The 21,966-nt window shown below is 42.3% G+C and carries 21 protein-coding genes; 9 read left to right on the forward strand and 12 right to left on the reverse strand.

Features of this window, described 5'->3' with window-relative positions; genetic code table 11:
- Positions 1-10 precede the first annotated feature (10 nt).
- From EHS13_RS33170 to EHS13_RS37660, 3 genes are read left to right on the forward strand one after another with little or no spacing between them, the layout of a single operon-like run.
- Positions 11-931, forward strand: a complete 921-nt coding sequence (locus EHS13_RS33170; protein WP_155704496.1) for an alpha/beta hydrolase — start codon at positions 11-13, stop codon at positions 929-931.
- A gap of 16 nt (positions 932-947) precedes the next feature.
- Positions 948-1,208, forward strand: coding sequence for an MBL fold metallo-hydrolase (locus EHS13_RS37655; protein ID WP_227013660.1), 261 nt, complete (start codon positions 948-950; stop codon positions 1,206-1,208).
- Positions 1,209-1,218: 10 nt separating this feature from the next.
- Entirely contained in the window at positions 1,219-1,404 is a 186-nt protein-coding gene (locus tag EHS13_RS37660) for an SH3 domain-containing protein (protein WP_227013661.1), read from the forward strand.
- 189 nt (positions 1,405-1,593) lie between these two features.
- Here EHS13_RS37660 and EHS13_RS33180 read toward each other — a convergent pair whose 3' ends face one another.
- The 7 genes from EHS13_RS33180 to EHS13_RS33210 form a co-directional block, all read right to left on the reverse strand.
- Positions 1,594-1,965: a VOC family protein gene (locus tag EHS13_RS33180; protein WP_155704498.1), complete on the reverse strand. Its 372-nt coding sequence runs from the start codon at positions 1,963-1,965 to the stop codon at positions 1,594-1,596.
- Positions 1,962-2,288, reverse strand: a complete 327-nt coding sequence (locus tag EHS13_RS33185) for a luciferase domain-containing protein (RefSeq protein WP_155704500.1) — start codon at positions 2,286-2,288, stop codon at positions 1,962-1,964. Before EHS13_RS33185 ends, EHS13_RS33180 begins: the two co-directional genes overlap by 4 nt.
- A gap of 32 nt (positions 2,289-2,320) precedes the next feature.
- Positions 2,321-2,797, reverse strand: coding sequence for a MarR family winged helix-turn-helix transcriptional regulator (locus tag EHS13_RS33190; protein ID WP_155704502.1), 477 nt, complete (start codon positions 2,795-2,797; stop codon positions 2,321-2,323).
- Positions 2,798-2,951: 154 nt separating this feature from the next.
- Positions 2,952-3,104 (reverse strand): hypothetical protein, encoded by a 153-nt coding sequence (locus EHS13_RS33195; RefSeq protein ID WP_155704503.1) that lies wholly within the window; start codon positions 3,102-3,104, stop codon positions 2,952-2,954.
- Positions 3,105-3,245: 141 nt separating this feature from the next.
- Positions 3,246-4,847: an LTA synthase family protein gene (locus EHS13_RS33200; RefSeq protein WP_155704505.1), complete on the reverse strand. Its 1,602-nt coding sequence runs from the start codon at positions 4,845-4,847 to the stop codon at positions 3,246-3,248.
- A 673-nt stretch (positions 4,848-5,520) separates the two neighbouring features.
- Positions 5,521-6,492 (reverse strand): right-handed parallel beta-helix repeat-containing protein, encoded by a 972-nt coding sequence (locus tag EHS13_RS33205; RefSeq protein ID WP_162463376.1) that lies wholly within the window; start codon positions 6,490-6,492, stop codon positions 5,521-5,523.
- 24 nt (positions 6,493-6,516) lie between these two features.
- Positions 6,517-6,849 carry a hypothetical protein gene (locus EHS13_RS33210; protein ID WP_155704509.1) on the reverse strand — a complete coding sequence of 111 codons (333 nt, stop codon included), beginning with the start codon at positions 6,847-6,849 and terminating at the stop codon, positions 6,517-6,519.
- 88 nt (positions 6,850-6,937) lie between these two features.
- Between EHS13_RS33210 and EHS13_RS33215 the strand changes: the two genes are divergently transcribed.
- The 4 genes from EHS13_RS33215 to EHS13_RS33230 all read left to right on the forward strand — a co-directional run bounded on the left by EHS13_RS33215 (position 6,938) and on the right by EHS13_RS33230 (position 9,630).
- On the forward strand, positions 6,938-7,702 hold the full coding sequence (locus EHS13_RS33215; RefSeq protein ID WP_162463378.1) for a MerR family transcriptional regulator: 765 nt from the start codon (positions 6,938-6,940) through the stop codon (positions 7,700-7,702).
- Between the two features lie 16 nt (positions 7,703-7,718).
- Positions 7,719-8,465 (forward strand): VOC family protein, encoded by a 747-nt coding sequence (locus EHS13_RS33220; RefSeq protein ID WP_155704512.1) that lies wholly within the window; start codon positions 7,719-7,721, stop codon positions 8,463-8,465.
- A 541-nt stretch (positions 8,466-9,006) separates the two neighbouring features.
- Complete coding sequence (locus EHS13_RS33225) at positions 9,007-9,249, forward strand: hypothetical protein (RefSeq protein ID WP_155704514.1); 243 nt, start codon at positions 9,007-9,009, stop codon at positions 9,247-9,249.
- A complete protein-coding gene (locus EHS13_RS33230) occupies positions 9,250-9,630 on the forward strand; it encodes a retropepsin-like aspartic protease (RefSeq protein ID WP_155704515.1) in 381 nt (126 codons plus the stop codon).
- Between the two features lie 573 nt (positions 9,631-10,203).
- Here EHS13_RS33230 and EHS13_RS33235 read toward each other — a convergent pair.
- Entirely contained in the window at positions 10,204-11,103 is a 900-nt protein-coding gene (locus EHS13_RS33235) for a DMT family transporter (protein WP_155704517.1), read from the reverse strand.
- 21 nt (positions 11,104-11,124) lie between these two features.
- A complete protein-coding gene (locus EHS13_RS33240) occupies positions 11,125-11,988 on the reverse strand; it encodes a DMT family transporter (protein WP_155704519.1) in 864 nt (287 codons plus the stop codon).
- A gap of 96 nt (positions 11,989-12,084) precedes the next feature.
- Here EHS13_RS33240 and EHS13_RS33245 point away from each other — a divergent pair, with 96 nt between their 5' ends.
- Entirely contained in the window at positions 12,085-12,783 is a 699-nt protein-coding gene (locus EHS13_RS33245; RefSeq protein ID WP_155705611.1) for an ArsR/SmtB family transcription factor, read from the forward strand.
- A 623-nt stretch (positions 12,784-13,406) separates the two neighbouring features.
- Here EHS13_RS33245 and EHS13_RS33250 read toward each other — a convergent pair.
- Together EHS13_RS33250 and EHS13_RS33255 are read right to left on the reverse strand one after the other, a co-directional pair.
- On the reverse strand, positions 13,407-16,892 hold the full coding sequence (locus EHS13_RS33250; RefSeq protein ID WP_155704521.1) for a beta strand repeat-containing protein: 3,486 nt from the start codon (positions 16,890-16,892) through the stop codon (positions 13,407-13,409).
- 631 nt (positions 16,893-17,523) lie between these two features.
- A complete protein-coding gene (locus EHS13_RS33255; RefSeq protein ID WP_155704522.1) occupies positions 17,524-17,979 on the reverse strand; it encodes a hypothetical protein in 456 nt (151 codons plus the stop codon).
- Positions 17,980-18,400: 421 nt separating this feature from the next.
- Here EHS13_RS33255 and EHS13_RS33260 point away from each other — a divergent pair, with 421 nt between their 5' ends.
- Positions 18,401-20,713, forward strand: a complete 2,313-nt coding sequence (locus EHS13_RS33260) for an AAA family ATPase (RefSeq protein WP_155704523.1) — start codon at positions 18,401-18,403, stop codon at positions 20,711-20,713.
- A gap of 351 nt (positions 20,714-21,064) precedes the next feature.
- Here the strand turns inward: EHS13_RS33260 and EHS13_RS33265 are convergent, their stop codons facing one another.
- Entirely contained in the window at positions 21,065-21,946 is an 882-nt protein-coding gene (locus EHS13_RS33265; RefSeq protein WP_155704525.1) for a sulfurtransferase, read from the reverse strand.
- Positions 21,947-21,966 lie beyond the last annotated feature (20 nt).

The raw sequence follows: 21,966 nt of genomic DNA on the forward strand, positions 1-21,966 counted from the left end.
TGGTTGAATTATGGAGAGTAAAATAAACCCGGAAGTTAAAGAAATATTTTCATATATTCCAGAAGTCATTTATACCCAAGAGAATTTAGCTGCCAAAAGAAACGAGATGAGTGAGATGTTTGCGGGTATAGCTGGATCGTTGCCTGTTAATGATACAGTTCTAACATCAGAGAGACTTGTTCCAGGGGCAGATGGAGATCCAGATGTCCGGATCAAAATTTATCAACCAAGAGTGAAGAATGAAACCCTGCCAGGTGTTCTATATATTCACGGTGGCGGCTATATTCTTGGTTCTGCAGATATGATGGACCCCGCCTTGCAACAGTTGGTATCCGAACTCAATTGCGTCATCGTTTCAGTGGATTATCGACTGGCTCCAGAACATCCTTATCCAGCTCCACTTGATGATTGTTATGCTGCACTCCAATGGTTCTCTGAAAATGCTAAAGAACTGGGGGTTGATTCTGCTAGAATCGCAGTAGTGGGTCCGAGTGCCGGTGGTGGATTAACAGCCGCTGTCTGCCTTTTGGCAAGAGATCGTAAGGGTCCTGCTATAGTATTCCAAATGCCTCTCTATCCCATGATTGATGATCGGAGCATGACCAAGTCCAGTAATGAAATCACAGATGGAAGAGTATGGAATCAAGCAAAAAACCAATTTGGATGGGAAATGTATTTAGGTGGTAAAGGTGAAGTATCGCAATATGCAGCTCCAGCACGTGCAACCGATTTGTCAGGACTTCCACCCACTTACACCTGTGTTGGTGACTTAGATCCATTTCGTGATGAAACAATCGATTATGTATTAAGGCTAACGCAGGCCGGTGTGCCAACCGAGTTTCATTTATATCCCGGATGCTTTCACGGCTTTGAAGAATACTTTCCTGCTGCCGAGATCAGCCAGAGAATCGTAAAAGGATACAATGAGTAAAGCGTGCCATACACAAATGATGAAAAAATACGAAAATCAAATTCCGACCGATATGAGCATGAGTTTGACGACTATATTCAGTTTATTAAGAGATTCTCTAAAAGGAAGAGCGAAACGAAATCCCGCAGCTAATATTGATGTAGGGACCTTTCGGTTAGCTGATACTATTACGGTTCAGCATGCTGCACGTGTAACGTGGTTTGGCCATTCGGCTTTTCTACTGGAAATCGAGGGTAAAAGACTGCTTTTTGATCCGATGCTAGGCAACCGAGCTTAGAGGGCAGCTATTGATGCCGATTCATTGGGCAGCGTTCACGCTTGCCTTTCAATTATGCACTGATCCTATTGAACGGGTCACAAAAGCTGCTTCAGCACAAAATATCAACATCGCAACACCTAAAATCGGAGAAACGGTTGTGATAGCTGCTAAGGAAATTCCGACGAGCACTTGGTGGAGAAATTTTTCAATATGAAGTTATTTAGGTGATTACCATCCCACTACTTCCGAGCTTCTTGTGCTTCATTCCAATGATATAAATCCAAAACATTGGGTTGACCCGCATTTTGATTGGCTAGAGGGTAAGTGCCATGTTGCAAAATGTCAGCCACATTGGTTTGCAGAACGAAAGGCAGCTTACAGCAACCTCATTTTCTAAATCGGGTTAACTTCTATAATATGAAAGCACCCAGCCAATCCCGTTTCGATCAGTGATGGCGGCAAGCAACCCGTTAAAGGGAGCCTCATACTTCTCAATATTGATATGTCCGCCAGCAGCCAAGTTTTCATTGACCATGTGAAATTCCTCTTCAGTCTCGAGCCTCAGGATGACCTTCATATAGTCCCCTTTCAGAGACGGCTTAGCTGCGATTGTATCGGCGAAGACGATCTTTGTGCTTCCGAAATTCAATTCAGCATTTAACACGTTATCGTCCTGTTTTCTTAAAATTTTGATCTCACCGCCAAGCACGCTTCGATAAAACTCGATTTCTTCCTTACAATTGTCTACCACGACAAAAGGATTTGCGATTGTCATATAATCAACCTCCTATTATTCATATGCTTATATTTGGTACGTAATATCTCAATTGCATTGAGAACGTCTGCCTCTGATCTCAAATAAACGGACACCCAGCCCGACTCCGGATAAATATGATGTGGCTCTGCTCTTCCGGTAGCAATCAGTTCATCGCGTCTGGATTTCGTCAAAAGCATGTCGACGAGATGATCTCCATGCAGGTGACCAATCTCTTTGCCTTCCACTGAAAATTCAATTCCGCCGAATCTGTGAGGTTGAATCGTAACACCTAACCAAGTAAGCAATTCATCAGTAAGTATTGCCTTTCGATCTGTCTGCATGGATCAATACCTCCATCATTAATGACGCTGGTTTAAGTTTGCTTTCCCTTATTTCGTACCTGTTCGTTGACATTGCGGAGCACCTTCTTCAGTATACCCAGCATGAATGTGTATTCCTCGCCGCTAATGCCTATGCTACTTTTAAGTCTTACATCATCTAATGCTTCGCGAACCTTCGGAACTACTGCTCTGCCCGTTTCTGTAAGATACAGCAAATGGTAGCGGTTATCTGTGGGATCGGGCTCCCTTCGTACATATCCCTCTGCCTCAAGCTTGGCAATCGCCTTTGCGGTTGTTGTCTTATCAATGAGCAACTCCTCACTTAACGCTTTCTGTGTCGTTCTTTCTTTGCCCGCTATCGCAATCAGAAAGATGTACTGCCCACTCCCTATCCGAAACGGAGCAAGCTCGGTCGTTATGAGGATCTGCAAATGGCGGTAAATAGCCGATATATACTTCCCATACGACTCCACAGCGTCCTCAGGGGATCGAAAGCAATCGTCATCCATTAACATTCACTCCTTTTTATAGTATGCTATTGCAACTAATTTGAGTATATATGACATAGAATGCTATTGCAACTATTTTTGACAGTCAGAAAAAACATAATGCAAGACAACTGAACGAAACGGATCTTTAAATTAAACCGCATTCAATTCCAAATTATTCAATCAGCCTTATTCTTATCCCAAGCGCTCCCCAAAGCTCCTCTTGTTCGCGAGTATATATTTCATAAACCTCAATCTTCTCTACCCGTTCGGGCAATTTAATAAATTCAATAGTATCTCCTTGTATAATTAATCTGCGCCTTTTCAATGAATCCTCTCTTTCTTAAACTATTAGGCTAATATTTCTGTTGAATTCGTGTTGATTCAATATGTTCATGTCAATAATTTGTTGACTTGTTCAAAAGACAAACAAGTAAGATGTGTCCATCCCCTTTGCGTATTTAGAAGTCTACTTAATCCGGATCCATAAATCTATGCCCGTCCAATTCGAAACTTGATACCAACCCATGCCCTTCCATTCTTTCAGTACGAACAGATCTTGCACTCCGATTTCGATCGGGCTTTTGGACGCTGGGTCGGGTTCGACGTAAGCTCTAGTTTTGACCGGATTATATATTTTTTTAAACGTTTCCGTAATCGGGTTGGCGGTTTTCACCCATTCGGCTTTACCGTTTTTTCCGACGATCCGGTACCAATCCCCGTCGTTTTCGAACGTATCCAAGCGGGCGTTCGCGGGGAAAACCTCCACTGGGGCGTACGAAACGTCTTTGCGGCTATAAGCTTTGACCGCTTCGGTAACTTGGATCTGTATGCCGAAAGAATCCTTTTTCTCCGGCAACATCGCAATCAACTCGTCCGACGCTTTGAATCGGCTTAGCTGCTCTTCTTCTATTTCCAAGAAGCGATCCGAGGCGTCGCCGATCTTTCTCGTTTTCACGTTCGTTATTGTTCCGGCTTTCGAATCGTAGTATTCGTTCCCGTAGACGAAAGACCCCGGCGGACCGAAATTAGCCCGAACCGCGACGGGGTGCTCCACGTTACGGAACAAATCGTAACCGAACATCCGATGTTCCGATTGTACGTCGAGCAAACCGAGCAAGGTCGGCATGATGTCCATATGGCCGCCGACGGCTTCGTAAATGCCCTTTTTCACGTCCGGTCCATGGATAATAAATGGCACTCCGAGTGCGTCGATTTGATCGTAACGCCTTCCCATCAAATCCGTTAAAGCAACAGCCTGTTTCTCTTTCACCATGTCCGCCGTGATCCCGGAGTGATCGCCGTAGATCGCGATCACGGTTTCGTCCCATAACCCTTTCTTTTTCAGTTCTTCTAGGAAGCGTCCGAGCGCCGCGTCCGCGTAGTGCGCGGCTATCAGATAATCTCCGGCTACATTGCCTTCATAGATCGCGGGTAGCTTTAGCGTGCGATAGGAAGCAGGAAGGCGAAAGGGATAATGGCTCGACATGCTCACGATTTGTGCGTAAAATGGTTCTTTTTGTTTCGTTAAAACCTCCATGCTCTTTTTGTACAGAATATCGTCGTCCGCGCCGAAAGCAATCGCTTTGTCCGTGCCAAAGTACTCTTTATCGTAATAGGTTTCGAAACCGAGCGCGGAATACAATTCTTTGCGATTCCAAAAAGTCACATTGTTTGTGTGAAACGTATCCGTGGAATAGCCGTTCTTCTTCAACAGTCTAGGCAAGCTAGGATATTCCTTGTCAGCCAAATCCCTTGCGATTATCGAGCGGCCGTTTGCCGGGTACAGCGACGTGTTCGACATGAACTCCGCGTCGGACGTGACGCCGGCTCCGTTCTGTAAATAGAAGTTCGGGAAATAAGCTGATTCTTTAATCAACTTATTTAAGCTCGGCGTTATTTCTTGGCCTGCAACTTTTTTATTCAAGACGAAAGATTGAAACGCTTCCAATTGAATGAAGATTAAGTTCGGTTTCGGTTTATTTATGTTCACCGTCGCGGTTTCTTTCGCCCATCCGCTTCCCGTCAGCAGCATCGCAAGTACCGTCGCGATAACTAAAAAAAATTTCACGGCAAATCTCACCTCAATTCGCTCGACTTGGAATCTCTCTTCTTCACTTCACGAAAGAGAATCATCTAATTAAAAATAGCTACGGAATATATACTTTCTATCATCCTAAGCATCTAGTAATCTCTTCAATTCTTCTATTTGGAATAATTCTACAGTAAATGAGATTTCCCTGCCATAAGACACCATTTAAGACAACATAAAATAAAAAATACCAAATTATTGGTGATATTGTATTTGTTGGCGTCAAAAATATCACCCGTCCTCCTCACGCTGACAGCCATTTGTAAGAAAACAAAATTGAAAATCCAAGTTTGTGCTACATTACTTGTTGACTCGTATGTTGATTCCACTCACACATACTTAAAGTGTTGATTGCTATAAGAACGGATTGGGATTCTCGGATGTGGATTTCTAGAACAAGTCTAGTAGCAACACAAATAATAAATAGGATTGACCAGAGTTCTCAGAAGAGGATCCACGTTGATCTTCTTACAAAAAAACACAGAGCAGCGAAGTCAAAATCGCTATGCTCTGTATATTAATTCAATATATACTACAATACTTCTTTCGGCATTTACTACTTGCTGGTGGCCACCGGATTCTCCCCATAACTAATCCAATCACTCCAGTTGGGGATTCCTTTTGTGGTTCATTTACAAGCTGCAACCGTAAGTTAATCCCTATTATTTTGAACGATATTATTGTTCGTGCCCTGATCCTTGATATTTTGCGGTTTATTGCTCTTGAATCGGTTTTCGAACACGAAGTTAGCCGTATGTGGGGCATGGATAAATAAGCCGTTATTCTTGTTTTTCTCGACTTTATTACACTGGATGTCATTGAAATCCGATAAAATCGCTATGCCGCTTTGATGATTGTTTTTGATTTCATTATTGAATGCCATATTATTATTAAGCGTGAATATCAGGCCGTTTCCATGATTGTCTTTGATCTTGCTGTCTATAATGAAATTATTCGTACTACGGGCGAACACTCCGTTCTTGCTGTTATGATTAAGCATATTTTCTAAGATAAGGGTATTGTTCGATTCGCTAATTGTGATTCCCTCACTTTTATTGCCGGAAATCCGATTTCCTACGATTGCATTATGAAAACCGAGATCGACTTCTATACCACATAATGAATTGTTCAGCAGTTGATTTCCAACGATCCAATTCCCCATTGACGAGCTAAGTTGAATACCGCTCCCCTTCTTAACGCTGCCTATCCTTTTAATCTTGTTCCTCATCAACAGATTCCCCACTGATTGATTAATGATTATGCCAAAAGGTTTAACCTTCCCCTTGATACCTCTTATTTCGCTGATTTCGTTCTCCAGGATGCGGTGGGACTTTCCGTTCATGATTCGAATGCCGCTTAAAATGTAGTTTTTAATTTTGAATCCATCGATTTCCACGCCTGCGACGCCATCCAAAATGAATGCCTCCAGCAAAACCCGCCTACCGTCGAGAACCGTGCGACGCTTTTGCTTGGCTACAATGCGAATATTGTTTTTATCACTTTGAATTCTCACATTTTCATGGTAGATGCCCTTATGTACCAGGATAACATCCCCCTCATTCGCTGAAGCAACCGCGTCTTGAATAGCCGTCGGACTGTTGGGAAACACCTTAATGATTGCCAATTCTATCACCCCTGCAAGTCAGATTTACTGCTTGGTATTAGTAAATTCTTGTGAGTGCAACAAAGTACCACCCGCTGACCAAGGCGCTTCGCCTTTTTTGAACAGTGTGTTTATTATGGCTTGCAGATGAGGTCCGCGAGAGAACCATTCTTCAAAAATCGTTGCGCCAAGAGATGCCGAAATAGCCGACATATTAACAGGACCAATGCCGGCTATCAACGTCAACACGAGAGGTAAGTGCCCATCCCATGTCTTCTCTATTTTCTTACTCTTCCCCTGCAGCAATAGGATTCTCCCCATAGCTAACCCAATCACTCCAATTTCAAGGATTTCGGTGCAGACGTTTGTTTTTCCCACCGAAAAATAAATTATTGACATTCCAGTTACTGGAACGTCTATAATGACGTTAACCGGCCCAAATGGACCGGAGGGAGGTGCCCCCCTTATGATGACGATCAGTGTTTTCAGCGAACAAACCGGCTTACGGCCCAAGACGTTGCGTTATTATGAAGAAATCGGCTTGCTTGTCCCCAATGTTCGCGCAGCGAATGGCTACCGGCAATACGAGGACAACCAGATCGAATCAGCTCTTCTCATTCATAGCTTGCGCCAAGCGGACGTCGGAATCGCCGATATTCGGCGTTTTATGGCAGGTGACTGGTCGGAACAGGACCAGTTGTTGCAGCGTTGGCGAGAAGAAGCAGAGGCGCGAATGCTGTCGTTGCAAATCGCAAGACAGTTTCTGCAAGGCTTTCATCCACGGACGAGGCATTTGCGCCTAGTTAGATGGGAAAAACCGAAGAAGATCGCCTGGTTTCCTCTGCCAAAAGAAATGGGAACTTCGATTGCGCGTATGTTCGATCCGAATAACGGTCTCATTGACCGGCTCGCTCTGAGCGGTGGCGCTACGATTCGTACCTGCTACGTTCACTACGAAGAGACGCAGGGCCGATTCGACGGAAAAATCGGATATGAGATGCTCGGAGATAAGGAGCCACTACTAGGCAGAACCACGGTTACCAAGCATCCGCAGACCCTTTTTGTGGCAATCGAGTGCAATCCCGATCGGTCTGCGCCTTGCCAACCTGTGTTCGCGTCGATCCGGGAATGCGGCTTCGAGCCGGTGGGCACACTTTTGCGCCAATATTCGGCTGAGCGGAAAGACCGATATACGCTGCTAATTCCAGTTATGCTGCAAACACCGAGTTAAAGGAGCGATTATCCAAATGTCCAAAGTCAAACAAAACCTACACATTAGTGGTCCAAGCCCTAGCGAGATCTACTTGCCAGTTACGAACGCGGAAGCGTCGGTGGCTTGGTATCGGCGACATTTCGGGATGGAGAGCATAAGCTCTCAACATGAAAAAGAAACGTTAACCTTGCAGGAGGGTTCATTATTGACTCTAGTCGAAGTCGGGCGTTTAAACCGCTACGATGCCGTGCCATTCGGTTTCAAGGCTTATGATGCATTAAAGTTCCATCAATCGCTTGATCGGACGGCTGTAGTTGCGAGTGAGCCGACAAAGTTTCATCATTATACCGACTTTAACGTGCGTGATCTAGATGCTAACGCGCTTGGTGTCATCAGTGATCCTGCGTGGCCAGACACGCCGAACAACGTGTTCAAATTCGACGGCGTGTTCATCGGGGTTAAGAATATCGAGCGTGCCCACGTTTGGTACAGCGAGGTGTTCGGCGCAGACGTCATTTACGATTTCACCTTTCCGACGCTAGAGCTTTCCGCTGCCCGCCATGTTTGCTACGACGGCATACCCGTATCGCTCGTAGAATCACCGCACGGTGAAGTGTGCTACCGCATCTGCGACTTCTATACCGAGAATATCGCTGCCGACTACGAGTTCCTTAAGTCAAACGGCGTAAGAGTGAACGGTAAGACAGAAAAAGGCGGTAGAGAGATGTTTACGTTTTACGATATGGAAGGTAATGAGTTCGGATTGTTGCAAAGAAATTAATAGAAAGGACAGTCACGCCTCGACAGCATTTCTCTAGAATATGCTCGTTGATTTTGCGTTGAATGGCTTTCTTGATTGTTGACTTCCATACATTGACCAGTGATAGCAGCGCCGCTATGGTGGGCTAGACCGGCATTTTGCCTATCTGTACTGCGCATTGAGAAGCATTCGAGTGTACGTTCGGTCCGAGCCAAAATGAAAATGTTTTCTTCGGCAGTTTGTTGACTCGGCGTTGACTCGGAATATAGAAATATACATCGCCGGGGCGTAAGAACCGCATGGCGATGTATTCTATGATTAAGTACTGCTACACATCCTTCGGCGCTTCTTCATCTCCTACCGCTATCGGATTCTCCGAATAACTAATCCAATCACTCCAACTGGAGGATTTTGCATGCAAGTGTTTTCTGCAAAGATATTAAGGTTGTACAAAGAGAAAGTACTGATGATTGCAACAATCAGATAAGATACCATTGATCCTAAAGGATTTTAAAGACATTAAATGATATAATGTAATCAAAACTGTTTGGAGGGATTAAATGTGAAATGGCAAGAAGTACGGGACATTTATCCAAATCAATTTGTTAAATTTGAAATTCTACACTCCCAAGAAATAGATAATCAAGAAACAATTGATGAAGTAGCTGTTATAGGACCGATTAAAGACGAGAATGCAACTCATGAACTACTTCATAGTAAAGAAAACACTCTAGTTTATCATACTTCTAAAGATCAAATTATCGTGAAGATTCGTAAGAGTAACAGCTTAAGGAGAACTCTTTAGATGCATATTGAATACAGGGATGGTCTCCTATTTACAGCGATTACTATTCATTTTAATGGCTATACGAAAGTAATTAACAATATTGTAATAGACACTGGAGCAAGCCACACTCTACTTTCTCAAGACGAAGTTGACGATATTGGAATTAAAGTAACCTTAGAAGATGACATTATTACAAGTTATGGAATAGGGGGCAAGGAACATGCCTTTTCCAAAACAGTTCAATCTATAGAAATTGGTGATTTTATTCTAAGAGATATCCAATTAGATTTCACTTCATTTAAATATCATAACATTAACGGTTTGCTTGGACTCGATATATTACTGAATGGAAAGTTCAACATTGACTTAAACAACCTGAAATTACTTCGTCAATGCTAAAAAGACATTAGAGAATGAGAATAATTGGAGTTGGGCATATGATGAAGATCATATAGAAATCAATATTTCCAAGCCATTTGAAGAAGGAACATTACAAGAATGGGATGATACAGTTCCACAAGGTTGTAACTTTGGTATCGCACTAATGAGCAGTGACAACAATTTTAACTATAAAGCACATAAATATAATCATTTTTTTGTACTTGAAAGATTAATTCCTAAATATACATATATGATTAAACAGATAATCAACACTGAAGTGTATTACCACAGAGGAATCCACTTTAAAAATAATTAATGTTGATTTCGGAAGAAATTCTTCATTTAACAAAAGAATCAAATAAAAAATGATTTGTTGATTCTTCATTGACTACGTGTCAAACATCAGAAATTTGTTGACTTAATAGAGCCCTTATATGAAGTGTTTGGAAAACTCCAAGCAAGCTCCATGCACCCCAAGTGCCCATCCCACACTGCTTCACGGTTCTTACTCCTTACCCGTTGCCACCGGATTCTCCCTATAACTAATCCAATCACTCCAATTATCGGATTGCCCCCAGCAAGTACTCCCTTTTAAGTTTCGTTACGTGTTGCAGCCGTTTGTTGGGGACGTTTTTTGCTTGCTAAGAATACGCCTCCTAGAATGAATGCTAGTCCCATCAATAAACTCCAATGAATTTGCTCGTTCAGCAGTGTGCTTCCCCAGATAATTGCGCTTGCCGGAATAAAATAGGTAACCATAGTAGCAAATTCAGGGCTCCCTTTTTGAACCATAAAATAAAAGAGAATGTAGGCGATACCTGAGCCGAATACACCTAATCCAATCAACATAACGATATTCGTCAACGATGCCAGGTTTGGCAATGAGATTTGTTCAACTGAAAAGGCAACACTACCGCTACCAAGCATTGAGCAGAGCAAAGTTCCGAATGTAATTTGATACATGGATACCCCTTTCAGCCGTTTGGACAACTGAGAGCCAACCGCATAACACAACGTTGCTGTAATCATACAAATAAATCCCAAAAAATCCACCGATATAATCGATTTGGGATTTATGCCTAGTAAAACAATCAAACCGATAAAGGCTATTCCCATGCCGATCCATTGCATCCGGTTCGTGATTGTCTGGAAGAATAGTGTTCCCACAACTATTGTCCACAAAGGTGTAGTCGCATTTAAAATAGATGCCATGCCGCTGGTCAGTCTCGTTTCACTAAATCCGATGATAGCCCAAGGGATTGCAGTATTAACTAAGGCCATAACAGCCATTGGACTCCATGGAATTTTTCTAAATCTAAAAGGTTTTTGCAAAATGAGCATAATCATCCCTATAGTAACTAAACCTAAACTAGATCTGAGGAAAGCAATCGTCCACGGACCAAAATCTTGCAACAATTGCTTAATAAAGAAAAATGACCCTCCCCAAATGAGACTTAACAAGATTAATGCTGTAATTAACAGACGTTGCATATAAAGCCCTTCTTTCTAGTGTTATAAAAGCTTCTTGGTGACTTTAGTCCAATTGACTAGGAATATTCCAATGAAGATACAAAGTCCTCCTAAATAAACATACTTATGGATTTGCTCTCCAAGGATCAACCATCCCGACAGGACTCCGAAGAACGGAGCTAAGAACAAAAATGCACTTGTTTTCCCAGGATCACCACGACTCAGCAAATAATACCATGTTGCGAATTGCACTATTGAGCCCATGAGAGTTAGATAGACTACAACCCCTAAAGAAGTTGCATTGATGACAAGATGCGGTGATTCCAACACCATGCTCAGCAATAACAGAAGTAAACCGCCGAATAACATTTGATAAGCAGTCATTACCAAAGTCTCAAAAAGCCCACCCCATTTTTTCACCATAACAGTAGCGATCGACCATGAAAGCGCAGATCCTAGACCCAACCAAGACCCAGTCGTTAATTGCAAGTGGAATCCTAGTGTTACGAATACACCTACAAATCCTACGATTACCCCAAGCCATTGCGACATTCGATACTTCAAACCAAGAAACCCTGTTCCCAAAATCACGACCATTAGTGGATTAACAAAGGTCAATATGGAGGTCTCTCCAGACGGAATTGTACGCATGCTCAGAAAGATACACCCCATAACTCCTGTCGTCTGAAAAAATCCTATAATGATTAATTTGGTCCAATCTTTAAAGGATGCAGGCAGTCGTTTACTCCTTACCATTAAGGCCATAATTAAACCTGCCATCGTAAATCGAATGCCTACGAGTAGTAAGGGCGAGATATAGGATAGACCAATCTTTCCTACTGCAAAAGAAGAGCCCATTAGCGAAGTGGCAAGTAACACTAGTATTCCGAATAAATAACGGTTCATGATTTGCTCCTCTGGCTAAAGTTTATATCGTTATGTTAACATGTGAATACTTCGGTGGTAATCGAATCGTAAATGTAAGGAGGAAGAAAAGTTATGATGACGGATTCAAATCCGAATGTCACAGTCATTGCATCTCTTATCGGCGATCCATCACGTTTAGCAATGCTAATGAGTTTGCTAGGAGGAAAAGCTCTACCCGCTGGGGACTTAGCCCATGCAGCTCGGATATCTCCGCAAACGGCCAGCTCTCACTTAGCCAAGATGGTAGAGGGCGGTCTGCTCCTTCACGAATCAAATGGCCGACATAAATATTTTCGACTTGCTAATCATGAAGTAGGACATGCCCTTGAATCCCTTATTACCATTGCACCGCCCAAATCCGTGCGTTCACTCCGTGAATCCGACGAACTAAAGACATTGCGTCACGCTCGAACTTGCTATGATCACCTGGCCGGTAAGATTGGAGTAGCCCTTACGGACCGATTACTTGATATGAAATTATTAGAGGAATCGGGGAATGATTATATATTGCGCTTAGAAGGTAAGGAAAAGTTAAGGGATTTCGGAGTTGAGGTTGAAGAAGACCCCCGGAAACGGCGACATTACGCTCGCCAATGCTTAGACTGGAGCGAACGGCGGCACCACTTAGCAGGAAGCTTGGGAGCCGAGTTAACCAAAAGGCTATTCGAGCTAAAGTGGATTGAACGGATACCTAACGGTCGGGCTGTTCGTGTAACAAACGAGGGAATCCAAGGATTAGCAGGCGAATTCGGGCTTCATTACCCCTTTAATTGACTTAATAAACTTCTCGACACTTCATCGAGGGGTTTTTCCCGTTTTCGGAGTTTTATTCTTTATCATTTACATGAAGGTAAATCTTGTTGATTTCTCGTTGATTAAGGCCTCGTATATTGTAATCTTTGAGAGTATACATAATAAAGGCCAAGATACCTCCAGAGTGGAAGTTCCCGGCTTTTTGTGTCAGTACAGAGCATTAGGAGTAATAAGATCGAGCGTTTGGTTCGAAGGTTCTTGTAAGTATTTTCATTTTCAGTGAGTGATTGTTAACTCCGTGTTGATTTAGAACCACTCAGAGCACGCTTTACAGGCTAATTTACCCCTCATATCAAATACGCCGTTCCTTTTTAGGACGGGGCTTCACGACTTTCATTCTCTGCCCGTAGCAATCGGATTCTCCTCATAACTAATCCAATCACTCCAACTGGAGGATTTTCTCTGCAAATGGTTTCAAGGCGTACAGCGGGATATGACCAGAAGTACCGAGATTTGTAGGTATGTAGAGTAATTCGTCAGGCACATCGTCGTGACTTATGACTATATAATAAATTTAAAGCTCCAAAGATCGTATGATCTTTGGAGCTTTAGAGAATAAAAGGCAGTACATGTTATTATACTTGTTATTTCGTGTAGGATAGAGAATCACCGATGAAGGTTGTGCCCTTAACCGAAGTACCCGTACGCAGCTGTATGGATACGCCGTCGCCAATATCGACACTTGCTGGAATCGCTATAGAAATCGCCGTTGATCCGTTTGGATCCGTGACTACTCCCGCCTTCACTCCTTTAACGGTTGCTCTGTATGTTGGGGTGCCAATCGTATATTTCTCTGCGTTTAATCTCGTCGTGTTCGTAACGGTTATATCCGCATACACCTGTTTACTTTCAGTCAAGTTGCCATACTTGTCTTTCAAGATCACCGTCGCTGTCGCTGATCCTCCCTCTGTCAATGTTCCATTTAGCGAGTAGCTCGATTGTGTTGCATCCGCCACACCTGCCTTGATCACTTGAGTTACCTGCGCATTATCATATGCACTCGATTTCACCACGATAGTATGCGATCCTGCGTTCTTGATCACTCCTGCTATAATCGTCAGTTTGCCACTTGCGAGCTTGTAGTGTGTATCTTTCACTAACACGTTCCCATCATAGGTTACCGCGGTAACACTTCCAATTAATAGTCCTATTGTATCTTTGAACGTGATCACCGTATCATGATCAACATCATTCAGTTTCGTTGCGGCTGTCAGTACAACTGGTGCAACTAATGGCACCTGTATTTGCACGGACTTCTCACTCTCATCTGCATCTATTGCGGTTACAATTATCGCGTTGCCTGAGAGTGGTTTTTTTAGAGCAATCGAGAACTTGCCAGCCTTATCTGTCTTTGCTGTACCAAGCAATGTTAGGCCATCGCGTACGATGATCGTTGACCCGCTCGAAGCAGCACCGGTGATCTTCTTAACCCCACCATTAACAGTGTCGACGGACAGAGATACTGCGCCTAAATTGAATTGCGGCTGAACAAGCGGCTCGCTGCGTTGTCCAATTGCCACAGATAAGTTCTGAAATGCGTAATTTTTCATGGTTAATCCGTTTGTCGAGTATACCAGCACATTGTATTTACCTGCCGGAACATACGCCAGTACTCTTCCATTGCTGTCTGTTTTGGCAAGCGGCCATACTTTGGTGCCTTGCGATATTTTTACAGCTGCATTCTCCACCGGATTTCCGTCTGGACCGACAATGCTAAGGTATACAGCCCCTGTTACCGTGCTGCTCGCTGTCAAGAACGCAGGCGCTTTAGCATCCACAGTGACCGTTGCATAGCGCTTATACACCGTATTGTCCGATGTGTACACAGCACTGATCGTTACCGTTCCTTTATTTACGCCTGTTACAATGCCGTTTGCATCAACAGTTGCAATTGCCGAGCTTGAGGATGCAAAGGTTATGTTGCTTGCCGTGAGGACACTAGAGCTGTTGTCCTTGTTATTCGACCAAACTATGGTTGAATGTGAGTCACCTACACCGATTGTATACTTCGCCGCATCTAGTGAGATCAAGTCGCTTCCCAAATTTACGCTAGGAATTGCCGCACGTGTCACTGTAAGGGTATACGTTTTTGTCGAACTGTCCTCTGCTGTTACTAAAACAGTAATCGTATTCGCTCCTTCACTTAGCGAAATGGCTGAGCTCGCGCTGCCGCTGGCAACGCTTGTTCCGTTCACTTTCACACTTGCTTTCCCATCTGCTACAGTCGGCGTCACTGTCAGACTCTCCACGCTGCTCGCTACACTCTGTGTATAACTTGTTGTCGCCGTCGCAAACGTCTCATTTAACGCTCCACTGCTTACGCTTATTCCGCTCAAGCTTGCATTCGAGCTTGCCACCACACTTGCAGTGGCGCGTGTCACCGTAACAGTGTAGGTTTTTGTCGAGTTATTCTCTGCCGTGACTAGCACCGTAATCGTGTTCGCTCCTACACTTAGTGGAATCGCTGAACTCGCATTACCGCTGGCAACGGTTGCTCCGTTCACTTTTACAATTGCCGTTCCAGCTGCTGCAGTCGGCGTCACTGTCAGACTCGTTATGCTATTCGCTACACTTTGCGTATAGCTGGTCGTTGCCGCCGCAAAAGTCTCGTTCAACGCTCCGCTGCTTAAAGCAATATTACTCAAATTTGCGTTCGCACTTGCAGCAGCGCGCGTCACTGTGACGGTGTAGGTTTTTGTCGAGTTATTCTCTGCCGTGACTAGCACCGTAATCGTATTCGCGCCTACGCTTAGAGGAATCGTTGTGCTTGCATTACCACTGGCAACGGTTGTTCCATTTACTTTTACAATTGCCGTTGTATCTGATGAAGAAGGTGTCACTGTCAAGCTTGATATACTATTCGATACGCTCTGCGTATAACTGGTAGTGGACGCTGCAAACGTCTCGTTCAACGCTCCGCTGCTTAAACCAATACTACTCAAATTTGCGTTCGAACTCGGCACATAAAATCTCATTACCGTGGCTTTATAGCTATTCGCCCCATCCATAAAACCCACATAAGGAGTGCCATTGTATACATATATGGACGGGATAGATGCACCACTCGCCGTGAAACCAGCGCTGCCCACGGTCACCCAATTGCTTCCATCATACTTGCTTATCGTGGCTTTACCGTCATTAGCCATATCCGAATAGACCAGATAAGGGGTACCACTCTCTACATACATGGACGGGGCATCACTAGAGCCTGTTGAAAAGCTAGCGTTGCCCAAGGTCGCCCAATTGCTTCCATCATACTTCATCACCGTGATCTTTGAATTTGCAATATAAGCTACATACGGGAGCCCATTAGAAACAGAAAAGAACGGATAGGATGCAAACCCCTCCGAGAAACCAGCGTTGCCCACGGTCACCCAATTGCTTCCATTATACTTCATTACCGTGGCTTTATTGCCATTCCCACCATCCGTATAACCCACATATGGGGTCCCATTGTCTATGGATATGGACATGTTAAATGCAGTTCCCGCTGAAAAACCAGCGCTGCCTACGCTCACCCAATTGCTTCCATCATACTTCATTACCGTGGCTTTACTGCCATTCCCATTATCTGTATAACCCACATATGGTGTCCCATTGTATATGGATAAGGACGTTTTGTATACATCCCCCGCCGAAAAGCCAGCGCTGCCTACAATCACCCAATTGCTTCCATTATATTTCATTACCGTGGCTTTATTGCCATTCCCACCATCCACATATGCCACATATGGGGTCCCATTGTATACGGATAAAGATGTGTTAGATGCTTGCGCCGCCGAGAAACCAGCGTTGCCCACGGTCACCCAATTGCTTCCATCATACTTCATTACCGTGGCTTTACCGTCATTCCCAAAATCGACATAAGCCACAAATGGAGTGCCATTGTAAACATATGTAGACATACTAGAAGCATTACTCGCTGAGAAGCCAGCGTTTCCTACAATTTCCCAATTCGGTGCACCAGCCGCAGACACTTTGCCTCCTCCAACAAACAACCCATTCAATCCACCAAACACCACCAGCATTACCAAAATGATGGACATTCCCTTCTTAATAATCGCGCGCATTCTTTTTCCCCCTTCAATTTTCCATATTATTATTCATGATTGCAGTAAACATAACACACCCCAATGACGGCAAAATGACAAACTCCGACAAAAAAGGCTAAATTGCCAAAATATCGGACTTATTATTATATTTTTTTCACAGCTCCGTTTGCAGCATCTTCTGTTGACTCATTCGCTTGTTGATTTTTCAATATGAATCAGACAGATTTAATAAGTAATGTGGTGTCACTTTTAGTATCCGTATTTGCAAAGAAAAAGCCGAGTGACACCTTTAACAAGGTGCTAATCGGCCGTTAGTTTGATTGTACAGGGCATTGGGAGCCATAAGAGCGCGCGTTTAGTTTGAGGGTTCATGAAAGTATTTTCACGAAGCACGTGTTGACTTCACGTTGATTTTTAACCATTTTGGGTACATCGTCAAGGCACTAGCCTCACATGGTGATATATTCACCATTTGTATACTGCTATACGTCTTTCGGTTCTGCTTCTATCCCAATGGCTATCGGGTTATCTTGCCAACTAATCCAATCACTCCAGCTGGAGGATACGTTTGTAAATAATTTCAGTATCTACATTGAAATAAGAGTGAGGACACCAAAGGAGTCCCTCTTGAAACGCATCGAATACTTGATTAATACCTTGGAATTTCATCAATAGTAGCTGGCATCAAGGGGGTCTCAATATCGTTAAACAACTCGCCGAGATTATTAATTAGCCTTTTAGATATATTAGTAAATAGCTCCTTGATGTATTTAGATTTATTAATATTATAGTGATAGTATGGGTTGACACCATTCTGCTTAAAACTTCGGCCGCTAGAATAGGCTTCAAGAACTTGGTCAAGATTTGCAATTTTAAATGAATTCAAGTAAAAGCGTATCTCAATTGAAGTATATCCTGGTCGCATCCAACTTGGACCCATAAATTGAATAGTCGCTACTTGCTTATAGTAGTCGTAATATTTTGCTAACATTTCCGGAAAATAAATTTGAATACTGTCTTTTTTCCCTGAGTCCTTTAACTTGAATTTTAGGTTAATAAATTCATAGCAAATATCCAAAAAAGAATCATCTACATGGCGGTTCAATATTAATCAGCCTCCTTAAGTTCTCTATTTCTACAATCATTTTATAAATACATATTACCTAAACCTCGATCATATGCATTTCCCATCCGTATACATTGTTTAATTTCCTTAGCACTTTTTGTATTCGTGACTATATTAGATAGCCCTAGAGTCATAATGTCTACCAAAGCTTAGAATGCAAGAGCCGTGCGGAAAAACCTAAGTGACATAGAATGGGAGAGCGCGGAAGTTGTTCGAACGCATGAAATACAGCCCGAAGTTGAGCCTGGCATTCGGAGCCGCCGATCGTTCTTCGACCTTATTTCGACAAGGTATTTTCTGACTCCTTATTTTTGTTAAGACTAGCTTATATATAGAAGGATTTCCAGAAATTATGTCGAATCCCCTTTCTAGATCTAATTACATTGTTAGGGGGTAGCTTATGATCAAGAAGATTATCAACATTAAGAATACTGGAAAATTCAGAGCGTTCACAGCAAAAAGTGATGTCCAGTTCAACAAACTTAACATAGTATATTCAGAGAATGGTAAAGGAAAGACCACCCTTTCTAATATTTTTCGTTCCTTAAATGAACAAAATAATGAGCTTGTTGTGGGTAGGAAGACACTAGGAGGCGTAGGAGAACAAGCCATAGATATTCTGATTGATTCTACAAAGTACCAGTTTAAAAATGGTACTTGGCTAAATAAGCCTGAATCCGAAATTGAAATCTTCGATTCTCTATTTGTTAGTGAGAACGTTTACTCTAAATTTGTAGAACATGATCAAAAAAAGCAATTATATTTATTCACAATCGGTAAACCAGGAGTTGAAAAAGCCAAACAGCTTGATCAATTGGATACGGACATCAAAAACGCAAACAACACCAAAAAGGAACTTGAAACAACTATAAAATTAGGAATTGATGGAATTTTATCAGTAGAAGATTTTATTAAACTCCCCTTTAAAGAAAATCTGGATCAAGAGATTCAAATGTGCCAACAGTCACTACTAGTACATTCTAAAGAAGCAGAGATAAAAAGTAAATCTATATTATCCCAAGCTGATCTTCCATCTTTTGATAAAGCAAAATTTGAAGTTAACATAGCTGGGCGAACTTTAAACAACATACTCGACAATGCGGAAGAAGTAACAAAGAACCACATTCAGCACAGATTGGATGTAAATGGCGAGAAATGGCTTGAATACGGCGTGGATAAAATCACAGATGAAGCTTGTCCATTCTGCCAACAAAACGTCGCTAATGTTGAAATTGTAAAAGCATTCAAGTCCTTCTTTAGTGACGAATACAAAAAAGAAATCCAAGTCGTCGAAAACTTATTGAATGCTTTCAACCAAAAATGCAGCATTGAAAAATTACTCTCTTTTCAAACCACTATACATATAAATAATGAATTACATGCTTTTTGGCAGAACTATATTACACTACCAGAAACTGTAACCATTGATCTTGATGATATAAATGATATTTGGCAAAAATTTACCCTGCTTATAAAAGGGCTGATTGAAACTAAAAAGCTTTCTCCCTTCGAAAAAATACAGATTAACGATTACGCTAATCAAAAAATTGAAGATTACCTGAAAATATTAGGTATTATTTTCAACTACAATCTTTATGTTATTGAAATGAACAAACTAATCGAAGAACGGAAAGCATCATTAAACCAAACTACTCTTCAACATTTAGGAGTTACTCTTCAAAGACATAAAAACACCAAGCTAAGATATGAAATAAGTAAAGTAGAGTTAGTCAGGAAATATAATGAACTCCTCTCGACAACCCGAATCCTAACTAGCAATAAAGAAAAAATTCGAGAAGAACTAAAAGAATATACTGAGGAAACTTTTCGGAAATATGAACATCGAATAAATCTTCATCTAACCAATTGTGGAGCCAGCTTTAAAGTAACCGACTTCAAATCAAGCTTTCTAGGTGGAAAGCCTAGTAGTAATTTCACTCTTACAATAAATAATGTGTCTGTTCAACTTGGAACCGAGAAAACTCCTCAAACAACAGCTTCCTTTCGCAATACATTGAGTGAAGGAGATAAAAGTAGTTTGGCATTCGCTTTCTTTTTAGCTAAATTGGAAACTGATGAAGGAATCGATAATAAAATCATTGTTTTTGATGACCCCATTTCAAGCCTTGATAACCACAGAAAAAGATATACGGCTGATCAAGTACTTAGTTACTCAAATCGAGCCAACCAAGTGATCGTACTTACACACGATATTTTTTTCGCCAGAATACTTTGGGAAATGTATACCGAAAAGCGCACTTCTCTTAGCCAGCTTTGCATAAAACGGGATGGTATATCAGATAGTACAATTGATATTTGGAATGTTGAAGAAGAGACTCGTTCAGATTATTACCAGGGCTATTTCACACTTGCAGAATTTCTAGAAGGCAAATCCGATAATCTAAGATCCGTCGCAATGAGTATTCGCCCACTAATTGAAGGAAATCTTAGAATCAGATTTCCAAAAGATTTTAAGAGTAATGAATGGTTAGGTGATTTCATTGGAAAAGTCAGGGGTGCAATATCAGAACCTCTAATTCAAATGAAGCTCTACCTCTCAGAGCTTGAAAGTATTAATGACTACAGTAAGAGATTCCATCATGATCGAGACCCATTTGCACATACCGAGCCAATAAATGAAACTGAATTAGAGTCATTTGTAAAGCGAACCCTTGATATTATTCGAGGTGTACACAACGTTACAACTGTATAAAGTACATTGTTATTAAGTGAATTCCTCTGATAGGTTGACTTCGTGTTGATTTAATTCACACCTACTTAAAATGTTGACTTCTAAAAAGCTAAATGGTCAGCTCGACCGCCCACTGACAAAGCACCAATTACAATCGTAAAGGTCAGAACCCTTTGACTAGGCAATCTGGCCTTTTTTTATGTTAACACAGTGGATACGAGTATTCGCTCGATGTATCACCTTGTTGTATGCACTTTCAGGAACCGCGTGTTGACTCCATGTTGACTTCGAGCATAAAAAAACACAGAGCAACGGCGGTTATCTCGCCGTGTTCTGCACTTAAATCGTTGGACTTCTATACGTCTTCGGTACCTACTCTTCTCCCGTCGCAACCGGATTCTCCTCATAACTAATCCAATCACTCCAGCTACCCGCATACAATTTAACATTGTCGAAGCCTGCTTCTTTAAGCGCAACAAAGTTAGGACTGGCTGTGACACCTGATCCGCAGTATACGATCAGTTCTTTATCTTTTGGCAATTGTTTAAATCTCTCCGCTTGTTCATCCGAAGTCTTCCATTGCCCCTTATCATTAAGGCTTTCTTTCCAAAAGGCATTAATTGCCCCTGGGATATGTCCGGCAACCTTATCAATGGGTTCTTCTAATCCTAAATATCTACGCTCTTCGCGAGAGTCGATTAATATCGTATCGGCGTTACCTAGTCTTGCCTTTACATCATTTACACTTACCAATAGATGACTCTGTACCCGAGGTTTAAAAGAACGCTCCCGTGGGTCGGGTCTTGTATAGATAGGTTGAATTAAATTATCTGTAGGATAGCCCGCTGCTTTCCATTGCGAGAAGCCGCCATCCAGTATGTATACATGGGTATGTCCAAGAAAATGCAGCATCCACCAGAAACGCGAAGCCATAGCTCCGCCTTGATCATCATAGGCTACAACTTTGGCAGTATCATCAATGCCAATTTTGCCCAACATCAATGTAAAAGCTCCAAGATCCGGCAAGGGATGTCTGCCCCCATGCTCTTTAATCGGGCCAGACAAATCCTGCTCCAAATCGAGATATACCGCTCCCGGGATATGCCCCTGTGTATAGGCTTCTCGACCAGCGTTAGGCTGGCCCAGCATGAAGCGGCAATCCACAATAATTAGCTCGGATGGTGCCATAACATCTTTAGTTTCGTGATCTATTATATGTCCCGCCAGCCATTCTGAGCTTACGATTGTTGACATTTTTCCCACATCCGTTTTTA

This window comes from Paenibacillus psychroresistens (assembly GCF_009728935.1).
GTDB classification, from domain to species: Bacteria; Bacillota; Bacilli; order Paenibacillales; family NBRC-103111; genus Paenibacillus_AC; species Paenibacillus_AC psychroresistens.